The sequence below is a fragment of the Aeromicrobium sp. genome (assembly GCF_049586495.1).
GTDB lineage: Bacteria > Actinomycetota > Actinomycetes > Propionibacteriales > Nocardioidaceae > Aeromicrobium.
Map to the genome: position 1 here is coordinate 1 of NZ_JBAVCB010000229.1, position 10,734 is coordinate 10,734.

Annotated in this window: 9 protein-coding genes; 7 read left to right on the forward strand and 2 right to left on the reverse strand. The window is 67.4% G+C overall.

Translation table 11 applies throughout. The features are described from left to right. From WB508_RS11970 to WB508_RS11995, 6 genes are all read left to right on the forward strand, one after another. On the forward strand, nt 1-939 hold a 939-nt coding region (locus WB508_RS11970), incomplete at its 5' end, for an esterase/lipase family protein (protein WP_423845109.1). A 1-nt stretch (nt 940) separates the two neighbouring features. Beyond that, entirely contained in the window at nt 941-1,420 is a 480-nt protein-coding gene (locus WB508_RS11975) for an SRPBCC family protein (protein WP_423845110.1), read from the forward strand. Between the two features lie 97 nt (nt 1,421-1,517). Next, a complete protein-coding gene (locus tag WB508_RS11980; RefSeq protein WP_423845117.1) occupies nt 1,518-2,093 on the forward strand; it encodes an ATP-dependent Clp protease proteolytic subunit in 576 nt (191 codons plus the stop codon). Then, nucleotides 2,090-2,692: an ATP-dependent Clp protease proteolytic subunit gene (locus WB508_RS11985; protein ID WP_423845111.1), complete on the forward strand. Its 603-nt coding sequence runs from the start codon at nt 2,090-2,092 to the stop codon at nt 2,690-2,692. Before WB508_RS11980 ends, WB508_RS11985 begins: the two co-directional genes overlap by 4 nt. Before the next feature lie 114 nt (nt 2,693-2,806). Further along, nucleotides 2,807-4,081 carry an ATP-dependent Clp protease ATP-binding subunit ClpX gene (clpX, locus tag WB508_RS11990; RefSeq protein WP_423845112.1) on the forward strand — a complete coding sequence of 425 codons (1,275 nt, stop codon included), beginning with the start codon at nt 2,807-2,809 and terminating at the stop codon, nt 4,079-4,081. Nucleotides 4,082-4,115: 34 nt separating this feature from the next. Further along, on the forward strand, nt 4,116-5,267 hold the full coding sequence (locus WB508_RS11995; protein ID WP_423845113.1) for a saccharopine dehydrogenase family protein: 1,152 nt from the start codon (nt 4,116-4,118) through the stop codon (nt 5,265-5,267). 71 nt (nt 5,268-5,338) lie between these two features. Here WB508_RS11995 and valS read toward each other — a convergent pair whose 3' ends face one another. Together valS and WB508_RS12005 are read right to left on the reverse strand one after the other, a co-directional pair. After that, entirely contained in the window at nt 5,339-7,906 is a 2,568-nt protein-coding gene (valS, locus tag WB508_RS12000; RefSeq protein WP_423845114.1) for a valine--tRNA ligase, read from the reverse strand. Nucleotides 7,907-7,917: 11 nt separating this feature from the next. Next, the gene (locus WB508_RS12005; RefSeq protein WP_423845115.1) at nt 7,918-10,011 is read right to left on the reverse strand and encodes an MMPL family transporter; all 2,094 of its coding nucleotides are present in this window, start codon (nt 10,009-10,011) and stop codon (nt 7,918-7,920) included. A gap of 84 nt (nt 10,012-10,095) precedes the next feature. On the opposite strand from WB508_RS12005, the gene WB508_RS12010 reads away from it, so the two are divergent. Beyond that, a partial coding sequence (locus WB508_RS12010) for a bifunctional folylpolyglutamate synthase/dihydrofolate synthase (RefSeq protein WP_423845116.1) occupies nt 10,096-10,734 on the forward strand: 639 nt, incomplete at its 3' end.

The window sequence follows — 10,734 nt, forward strand, 5'->3', positions numbered from 1 at the left end:
GACGAGCTGCGGATGCTGGACGATCCGCAGGCCATCACGATGGCCGTGCGGGTCGAGGGAGCCGACGTCCCGGTCACCTCGTGGCCCCTGTCCGAGGCCTTCCGAGGAGCCGGAGGCCACCCGGTCATCTTCCTGCACGGATTGTGCGAGAACGACGAGTCGTGGGGCAGCTACGCCAAGGTGCACGGCACCAGCTACGCGCAACGCATCGCCGCCGAGACCGACGGCACCCCGGTGATGATCCGGTACAATACCGGACTGCACATCTCCGAGAACGGCAAGCACCTCGATCAGCTGATCCGCCGGCTGGTGGATTCCTGGCCCGTCGCGGTCACCCGCATCACGCTGGTGGGGCACTCGATGGGCGGACTCGTGGCCCGCGCGGCCACCAATCACGCCACCGCGGCGGGGGAGTCGTGGCAGCACATGGTGCGCGACGTCATCTGCCTCGGCACGCCCCACGGGGGCGCCGCGCTTGAGAAGGCGGCCCACATGGGTTCACGCCTGCTGCGCTTCTGGCCGGAGGCGCGTCCGTTCGGCGCCATCCTGGAGAGCCGCTCGGCCGGCATCGTCGACCTGCGCCACGGCTACATCTCGGCCGAGGAGTGGGAAGGTCAGGACCTCACCGCCCAGTGGGGGCTGGATCGCATCGCGGCCGCCCCGCTGCCGCACGCGGAGTACCACTTCGTGGCCTCCACCCTCGGCGCCACCCAGGGCCACCCCCTCAGCTCGGTGCTGGGCGACCTGCTGGTGCACTTCTCCTCGGCCACCGGGGTGGGGCGCCACGGCGCCATCGTCGACGGCGCCCGATTCGAGTACCTGCCGAGCGCGCACCACTTCGCTCTGCTCAACCACCCTCGGGTCGGCGACTGGCTGGTCGAGTGGATCAACGAGCGCACGCAGTCACCGCGTGCCCTCCCGGCTCCGAAGCAGGCCTGACATGAGCAACCAACCCGCCCTCGAGGTGTCCATCGTGCTCGACGCGGCCCCCGCCGACGTCTGGGCGGCGGTCACCGATCTGAAGGCCATGCGTCGCCGCAGCCCCGAGCTGGTCGGCACCTGGTTCCTCGGCGCGCCGCGGGTGGGCCGCCGGGGCATCAACCTGAACCGGCGCAAGGCCTTCTTCTGGCCCACGCTGAGCCGCATCTCGCAGTGGACGGCCCCGTCGGACGCCACGCCGGGCGTCTTCGGCTTCCACGTGTGGCCCACCGACGTCGAGTGGTCCTACGAGGTGGCACCTGAGGGCGCCGGCACCCGGCTCACCGAGCGTCGCACCGCCGTGGTCGATCCGAGCCTGATGGTGGTGGCCACCGCGAAGCTGGCGCTGGGCGGGCAGGACGGGCACGACGCCGAGCTGGTCGACGGCATGCAGGCCACCGTCGACGCCATCGCCGCCGAGCTCAGCCCTTCGCGCGCCTGAGCCGTACGCCGAGGGCGAACAGACGCGTTTTGGCGTGTGTTCGAACACCCGGCCGTCTACTGTCGAGAGCGTGACTACTCCACAGACCCCACAAGCCATGGCCGGCGAGGCCGGGCCGTCCGATCTCGACGGACACATCTACCAGCGGCTCCTCAAGGAGCGCATCGTGTTCCTGGGATCCGAGGTCCGCGACATCAACTCCAACGCGATCTGCGCGCAGATGCTGCTGCTGAACGCCGAGGACCCTGACGCCGACATCTACCTGTACATCAACAGCCCCGGCGGCTCGGTCGACTCGGGCATGGCGATCTACGACACGATGCAGTTCATCTCTAACGACGTCGCCACCTTCGGCATGGGTCTGGCCGCTTCGATGGGTCAGTTCCTGCTCGCAGCGGGCACTGCGGGCAAGCGCTACGCCCTCCCGCACGCGCGCATCATGATGCACCAGCCCTCCGGCGGCATCGGTGGTTCTGCGTCGGACATCAAGATCCAGGCGGAGCAGAGCATCCTGCTGAAGAAGCAGCTCAATGAGCTCCAGGCGCAGCACAGTGGACAGACCGTCGAGCAGATCGAGCTCGATTCGGATCGCGACCGGTGGTTCACCCCAGACCAGGCCAAGGAATACGGCCTCATCGACCACGTGGTCGCGAGCGCGGGAGACATCTCATGAGCTACTACATGCCGCAGTGGGAAGAGCGCACGTCCTACGGATTTCGGCGCATCGACCCCTACACCAAGCTGTTCGAGGACCGCATCATCATGCTGGGCACTCCGATCAGCGACGACGTCGCCAACGCGGTCATGGCGCAGCTCATGTCGCTGCAGGCCATGGATCCCGATCGCGACATCAGCATCTACATCAACAGCCCCGGTGGGTCGTTCACGGCACTGACCGCGATCTACGACACGATTCGGTACATCAAGCCCGACGTGCAGACGTTGTGCCTGGGTCAGGCGGCGTCCGCCGCTGCGATCCTGTTGGCAGCCGGCACGCCCGGCAAGCGTCTGGCACTGCCCAACAGCCGTATCCTCATCCACCAGCCCTACACCGAGGGCACCGGCGGCCAGATCTCGGACCTGGAGATTCAGGCCAACGAGATCTTCCGCATGCGCGAGCTGATGGAGAAGATGATCTCCGATGCCACGGGCAAGCCGATCGAAGAGGTCAGCAAGGACGTCGATCGCGACAAGATCCTGACCGCGCAGCAGGCGGTCGAGTACGGCCTGGTTGACGAGGTCCTCGACACGCTCAAGACGCCGGCGGTTTGACGACACGCCGCCACGCGCGCTCCTAGGGCGAGACGAGAGCACGTGTGGCGGTTAGTGTGAAGTTCGTGACCTTCGGCCGCACGGCCGATCCATGCTCCAGAGAGGACCACGCGCGTGGCACGCATTGGTGAGACCGCCGATCTGCTGAAGTGCTCCTTCTGCGGCAAGAGCCAAAAGCAGGTCAAGAAGCTGATCGCTGGTCCGAGCAGCATCTACATCTGCGACGAGTGCATCGAGCTGTGCAACGAGATCATCGAGGAAGAGCTCGCTGAAGGCGCAGAGCTCAGTTTGGGCGAGCTGCCCAAGCCGCACGAGATCTTCGAGTTCCTCGACGGGTACGTCATCGGTCAGGAGAGCGCCAAGAAGTCGCTCTCGGTCGCTGTCTACAACCACTACAAGCGGGTGCAGGCGCAGAGCGCATCGGGCCGCAACAAGGACGAGCAGGTCGAGCTGGCGAAGTCCAACATCTTGCTGGTGGGCCCCACGGGCTGCGGCAAGACGTATCTTGCCCAGACGCTGGCGCGCATGCTGAACGTGCCGTTCGCCATCGCCGACGCCACAGCACTCACCGAGGCCGGCTATGTCGGCGAGGACGTCGAGAACATCCTGCTCAAGCTGATCCAGGCCGCGGACTACGACGTCAAGAAGGCCGAGACCGGCATCATCTACATCGACGAGGTCGACAAGATCTCGCGCAAGAGCGAGAACCCCTCCATCACGCGCGACGTGTCGGGCGAGGGCGTGCAGCAGGCGTTGCTGAAGATCCTCGAAGGCACCACGGCCTCGGTTCCTCCCCAGGGCGGACGCAAGCACCCGCACCAGGAGTTTATCCAGATCGACACCACCAACGTGCTGTTCATCGTGGGAGGCGCCTTCGCGGGCCTCGACCAGATCATCGAGCAGCGCAGCGGCAAGGTCAGCCTGGGCTTCAACACCGGCAACGTCCCCGCGGCCGACATCGTCGCGCCGGAGAAGTTGTACTCCAAGGTGCTGCCCGAGGACCTGCTCAAGTTCGGTCTGATCCCAGAGTTCATCGGCCGCCTTCCGGTCATCGCCGCGGTCGACAACCTCGATCGCGAGGCGCTCGTTGCCATCCTCACCGAGCCGCGCAACGCTCTCACCAAGCAGTACATCCGGTTGTTCGAGATCGACGACGTCGAGCTGGAGTTCGGTCCAGGCGCGCCCGAGGCGATGGCCGAGCTCGCTCTGGCCCGTGGCACTGGAGCTCGCGGTCTGCGCTCGATCATCGAGGCCGTTCTCGAGCCGGTCATGTACGAAGTACCCAGCCGCGACGACGTCGCCAAGGTGATCGTCACGGCCGAGACCGTCACGGCGGGCGCTCTGCCCACCGTCCTGACCCACGCCGAGGTCGCCAAGAAGGCGTCCTGATCGTGCCTCGGTGACCAGTCGCTAGGTTGGTCCCATGACCTCTGTCGACATTGCCCTGCTCGGAGCCACCGGATTCACCGGCGGTCTGACCGCCGAGTACCTCGGCACCCACCTCCCGGACGGCGCCTCCTGGGCCATCGCTGGCCGCAATCCCGGCAAGCTCGACGCCGTCGCCGATCGGGTCGTCGAGCTCGGTGGTGTGCGCCCCGAGATCATCTCGGCTGACAGCACCAACGCAGCGTCCATGGCAGCGCTGGCTGAGAGCACGCGAGTGCTCATCACCACCGTCGGCCCCTACCTGGCGCACGGGGAACCGGCCGTCAAGGCCGCCGCCGAGGCCGGCATCGCGTACGTCGACCTCACCGGCGAGCCGGAGTTCGTCGACCGCATGTGGCTCAAGTACGACGACGTGGCCAAGACATCCGGAGCCAGGATCATCCACGCCTGTGGCTTCGACTCCATCCCGTACGACCTGGGCGTGCTCTACACCGTGCAGCAGATGCCGGAGGGCGTGCCGCTCTCGGTCAAGGGATACATCCGGGCCGGCGGCGCACCGTCGGGCGGTACGTACCACTCGGCGATCGGCGCCATGGCCGGGATGCGGGGCGCCGGCAAGATCGCTGCTGAGCGCAAGAGCAAGGAGTCGCGGCCTGAGGGCCGCACGATCCGCGGAGGTGGCTCGTTGGGCCGCGGTGAGGGCGGCAAGGGCTGGGCGCTGCCGCTGCCCACCCTCGACCCGCTGATCGTCCTGCGCTCAGCGCGAGCCCTCGAGCGGTACGGACCGGACTTCAGCTACGCGCACTTCGCCCAGTTCAAGAAGCTGCCGATGCTGGCTGCCACGATCGCAGGCGCGGGCGTCCTGACCGTGGGAGCCCAGCTGCGTCCCACCCGGGCGCTGCTGCTCAAGCTCAAGAGCCAGGGGGAGGGGCCGGACGAGGCGAAGCGCGAGGCTTCTTGGTTCAAGCTGCGCCTCGTGGCCGAGGGCGGCGGCAAGACCGTGACGACCGAGGTGGCCGGGGGAGACCCGGGCTACACCGAGACGTCGAAGATGCTCGCCGAGTCGGCCCTGTGCCTGGCCTTTGACGACCTGCCCAAGGTGTCGGGCCAGACCACGACCGCCGTGGCCATGGGCCACCCGCTGATCGAGCGACTCCGGGCGGCCGGCATCACCTTCCGCACCCTCTGAGGCCATAGCACGAAGGGCGCCTCCTTGGCGGTGGGCGCCCTCCGTGGCTTCTAGTAGAACACGCTCCCCGGTCAGACGGGCAGGTCCAAGGTGGCCTCGACGACGATCTCGCCGTCGGCAGGGCGAGTCTCGACCGGGCCGGAGACCCGCCCGGCTGCTCGCACGTCGTCCAGGGCTAGCGCCAGCAGGTCGAGTGCCGTCTGCGGTGCTGAGATCTCGACCAGTGACACCTCGGTCTTCTGACCGACCTTGGCGGTCGACTTGGCGCCGCGGATGCCGGCCAGCACCGTGGCCGCAGTCGGCAGCAGGGCTGGATCAGCCTCGGGAGACGTGATGTCGTCGAGCGTGGGCCATGCAGCTCGGTGGATCGACCCTGCCTGCCACCACGACCAGACCTCCTCGGTGACGTAGGGCAGGAATGGAGCCAACAGCCGCAGCTGGACCGACAAGGCGATGGCGAACGCACTGCGGGCGCTCGCTCCGCCCTCGTCCTCGCGCCGGGCCCGCTCCTTGACCATCTCGAGGTAGTCGTCGCAGAAGTCCCAGAAGTTCTTCTCGGTGACCTCCAGGGCTGACGCGTAGTCGAAGGCCTCGAAGTGACTGGTGGCCTCGGTGACGACGCCACGCAGGCGCTGCAGCATCGACTGATCCAGCGGCACCGTGACGCGGTCCGGGTCGAGGTCGTCGACGCCTGCACCGAGTCCGTACTGCTCCTCGGCGGCCAGCACGAACTTGCTGGCATTGAGCACCTTCATCGCCAGCCGTCTGCCGACCTTCATCTGCGCCTCGTCGAAGGGCGAATCGGTGCCGGGACGCGCGCCGGCGGCGCGCCAGCGGACGGCGTCGGCGCCGTAGGTGTTCAAGATCTCGTCGGGCACGACGACGTTGCCCTTGCTCTTGCTCATCTTCTTGCGGTCAGGGTCGACCACGAAGCCCGAGATCGTCGCGCTCTTCCACGGGGCGGTGCCGTGCTCCAAGTGTGCTCGCACGACGGTGGAGAACAGCCAGGTGCGGATGATGTCGTGCGCCTGCGGACGGACGTCCATCGGGAAGGTGCGTTCGAACAGATCGGTGTCACGCTCCCAGCCGCAGGCGATCTGCGGCGTCAGCGACGACGTGGCCCACGTGTCGAGCACGTCGGGGTCGGCCATGAAGCCGTTGGGCGCGCCGCGCTGGTTCTCGTCGAATCCCGTGGGTGCGTCCGCGGCGGGGTCAACCGGCAAGTCGGCCTCCTCGGGCAGGATCGGGTCGTCGTACAGCGGTTCGCCGGATGCGTCGAGGCGATACCAGATCGGGAAGGCGACGCCGAAGAAGCGCTGCCGAGAGACCAGCCAGTCGCCGTTGAGGCCGTCGATCCAGTTGGTGAGGCGAGACTGCATGTAGGCCGGGACCCAGTCGATCTCGTCCCCGCGAGCAATCAGGTCGGTCCGCAGGTCTGCATCGCGTCCGCCGTTGGTCAGGTACCACTGGCGGGTCGAGACGATCTCGAGCGGCTTGTCGCCCTTCTCGAAGAAGTTGGCCATGCGCTGCGTGGGCTTGGGCTCGCCGTCAAGGTCGCCCGACTCAGCCAGAGCCGCCACGGTCAGCTCGCGAGCCGTGAAGGTGGTCTTGCCGGCCAGCTCGGCGTAGAGGGCCTTCCCGGGCTCGGTGGTGATCCACTCCGGAACGTCGGCCAGGATGCGACCGTCGCGGCCGATGACCGTGCGGTTGGGCAGCTGGAACTCCCGCCACCACTGCACGTCGGTGAGATCGCCGAAGGTGCAGCAGTGCACGATTCCTGAACCCTTTTCGGGGTCGGCCAGAGTGTGCGCGATGACCGGCACCTCGACACCGAAGATCGGTGAGGTCGCGGTCGTCCCGAAGAGGTGCTGGTAGCGCTTGTCGTCGGGGTGCGCAATCAGTGCCACGGCGGCAGCGGTCAGCTCGGGGCGTGTGGTCTCGACGTGCACCGTGGTGCCGTCGGGGAGCTGGTAGCCGACCCGGTGATAGGCGCCGGGATACTCCCGGGCCTCCAGCTCGGCCTGGGCGACCGCAGTCTGGAACGTGACGTCCCACAAAGTGGGAGCGTCCTGCTGATAGGCCTCGCCGCGAGCGAGATTGCGCAGGAAGGCGCGCTGGCTCGCGGCGCGCGCGTCATCGCCGATCGTGGTGTACGTCTGCTCCCAGTCGACGCTGAGGCCGAGCGTGCGCCACAGCTTCTCGAAGACCTGCTCGTCCTCTTCGACCAGCTCATTGCACAGCTCGATGAAGTTGCGTCGGCTGATCGGCACCTGACGCTTCGCATCGGGCTCGGCCGGGGGAGCGAAGTCCACCGCGTACGGCAGCGACGGATCGCACCGGACGCCGAAATAGTTCTGCACCCGACGCTCGGTGGGCAGGCCGTTGTCGTCCCAGCCCATCGGGTAGAAGACTTCCTTGCCGCTCATCCGCTGGTAGCGGGCAATGAGGTCGGTGTGCGTGTAGGAGAACACATGGCCGACGTGCAGCGAGCCGGACACGGTGGGCGGCGGGGTGTCGATCGAGAAGATCTCGTCGCGGGTCTTGGAGCGGTCGAAGGTGTAGGTGCCCTGGTCGGCCCAGCGGGCGGACCAGGTGGCTTCGAGACCTTCGAGGACGGGCTTCTCGGGAACGGTGTTCACGAGGAGCGAGTCTACGGGCGGTCTGCGACCTCGTCCCCGTCGGTGCGCCACAGGTTGCTGGGCCACCACATCCACCGACCGAGGTCGAGGTTGAGCGCGGTGACCAGCACCGACCGCACGATGATGGTGTCGAGCAGCACGCCCAGCGCCACGGCGAACCCGAGCTCGGCGAGGAACACGATCGGCAGCGATCCCAGGGCGGCGAACGTGCCGGCCAGCACGAGCCCGGCCGACGTGATGACGCCGCCGGTCGCCGCCAACGCGATCAGGGCGCCGCGGTGGGTGCCGACGTGCAACGCCTCTTCGCGGACCCTCGTCATCAAGAAGATGTTGTAGTCGATGCCAAGCGCCACGAGGAAGACGAACGCGAACAGCGGGAACGAGGAGTCCGCGCCAGGAAAGCCGAAGACGTGTCGGAACACCAGAGCGCTGATGCCCAGCGCGGCCGCGAACGACAGCACCACGGTGCCGAGCAGGATCACCGGCGCAACGATCGACCGCAGCAGCAGCGCGAGGATCAGCAGGACGGCGAGCAGGATGATGGGAATGATGAGGCGGTTGTCGGCCGATGCGGCGTCCTGCACGTCCTTGTTGATGGCCGTCTGGCCACCGACCAGTGCGTCGGCGTCGGGAATGTCCCCGAGGGAGGCGCGAGCGCGCTCGATCGTCGCGTAGGCGTCATCGGAGTCCGGGGCGGACGACAAGGTCGCCTGGATGAGAGCCAGACCGTCCTTCTGGGCCACGACCGCGACGCTGGGAGCGTCGATTCCCTCGACAGCGCCGAGGTCCGAGGCGACCTCTTTCGCTCTGTCCGCGGCCGAGATGACCTGGACCGGAGAACCATCGCCGCCGGGATAGTGCTTGGCCAGTTCCTTCTCGGCCGTCACGGATGGCTGGGTGGTGGTGAAGGTGTCTTCGTTGCTCAACCCCGTGGCGTTGAGCTGAAGCACTCCGAAGGACACGGCGACCAGCGCCAGGGTCGTGCCGATCCAGACCGCGCGAGGTGCCTTCTCGATGCCGCGTCCGACACGAGACCAGACGCCGGACTCGGCATGTGCCGAGGTCCCGAAGCGGGGGATGAAGGGCCAGAAGACCCAGCGCCCGAACACCACGAGCAGGGCCGGAAGCAGCACGAGCATCATCAGCAGGGCCACGGCGATGCCGGCCGCCGCCACCGGGCCGAGCCCGCTGGTCGAGTTCAGCTCGGCGAACATCAGGCAGAGCAGGCCGATGATGACCGTGGCGCCGCTGGCCAGGACGGCGGGCGCCGCGCGGTGCAGGGCGTGCGACATGGCCTGGTGCCGGTCTTCGTAGTGGTGCAGCTCCTCGCGGTATCGCGCCACGATGAGCAGGGCGTAGTCCACTCCGGCTCCCAGGACCAGGACGCTGAGGATGCCGGCGCTCTGCCCGTTGACGGTCAGGTCCGCGTACCTGGCCAGCAGGTACACGAACCCCTGGGCCGTGAACACGCTGAACACGCCGCACAGCAACGGGATGAACCACAAGATAGGGCTGCGATAGGTCAGGACGAGCAAGACGAACACGATCGCGAGCGCTGACAGCAGCAGCACGCCGTCGATGCCCGCGAAGGCCTTGGCCTGGTCGGCGCCGAAGGCAGCCGGGCCGGCCAGGCTCACCTCGAGTCCGTTGGCGTCCTTCTCGGCGGTGTCCCGGATGTCCTCGACGGCCTGCGGCAGATCCTCAAAGCCGTCCTTGCCAACTTGGATCGTGGCGATGAGCTGCAGCGCCTTGCCGTCCTGGGAGGGCTGTGGCCCTGCCACCTCGTCGGCCACGGAGGCCATGGCGGGAATCGCCCGGGCGTCGGCTGCGACCTTGGCGGTGTCGTCCGGGGTGATGCCAGAGCCGCGAACGTACAGCACCACGACGGGGACTGCGTCGGGGTCGGCGCCTAGCTGCGCCGACTTGGCGATCACCTGGGTGGACTCGGCATCACCGGGCAGGAACGACGCGATGTCGTTCTCCTGGATCTCGGCAAGCCTGGGTCCAAACGTGCCGCCGATGCCTCCCACGAAGATGAGGGACAAGACGACGACGACCCACTTGGCCCAGTGGTGGGTGACCCAGCCGGCGATGTTGCGATGCATGCGGCCATCGTTGCGGATACCTTGCACCTCGCGCCACCGGTGCGACCGGTGAGATCGTTTCGATGGGCTGCGATACTGGTGACGATGAATCCCACCTATGGCGAGGTCGAGCAGTCACTGCTCGGGCGCTGGCCCGAGACCCGGCTTGAACCCTCACTCGACCGCATCCGCGCGATCTGCGACCTGATGGGGGATCCGCAGCGCGCCTTTGCCGTCGTGCACCTCACCGGGACCAACGGCAAGACGTCGACGAGTCGCATGATCGACGCACTGCTGCGTGCGCTCGACCTGCGGGTCGGCCGCTTCACCAGCCCCCATCTGGAGTCCATGACCGAGCGCATCAGCATCGACGGCGAACCCCTCAGCGAGCAGTTGTTCGTCGAGGCCTTCGCCGACGTGGCTCCTTTCGCCCAGATCATCGACGAGCAGTCGGTCCGCGCGGGCGGGCCACCTCTGTCCTACTTCGAGATGGTCGTGGCGATGGCGTACGCGGCCTTCGCCGACACTCCGGTCGATGTGGCCGTGGTCGAGGTCGGCATGGGCGGCTCGTGGGACGCCACCAACGTCGCCGACGGAGAGGTTGCCGTCATCACGCCGATCGCCGTCGACCATGCGCGCTACCTGGGCGATCGTCCCGAGGTGATCGCGGTCGAGAAGGCAGGCATCATCAAGCCTGGTTCTGCGGTCGTGATCGCCGAGCAGGAGCCTGCTGTCATGGATGTG

What these genes read in the sequence shown, in the direction of transcription:
- WB508_RS11975 (WP_423845110.1), top strand. Translation starts at nt 941, where the DNA reads ATGAGCAACCAACCCGCCCTCGAGGTGTCCATCGTGCTCGACGCGGCC.
- WB508_RS11995 (WP_423845113.1), top strand. Translation starts at nt 4,116, where the DNA reads ATGACCTCTGTCGACATTGCCCTGCTCGGAGCCACCGGATTCACCGGC.
- WB508_RS11985 (WP_423845111.1), top strand. Translation starts at nt 2,090, where the DNA reads ATGAGCTACTACATGCCGCAGTGGGAAGAGCGCACGTCCTACGGATTT.
- WB508_RS12005 (WP_423845115.1), bottom strand. Translation starts at nt 10,011, where the DNA reads ATGCATCGCAACATCGCCGGCTGGGTCACCCACCACTGGGCCAAGTGG.
- WB508_RS11980 (WP_423845117.1), top strand. Translation starts at nt 1,518, where the DNA reads ATGGCCGGCGAGGCCGGGCCGTCCGATCTCGACGGACACATCTACCAG.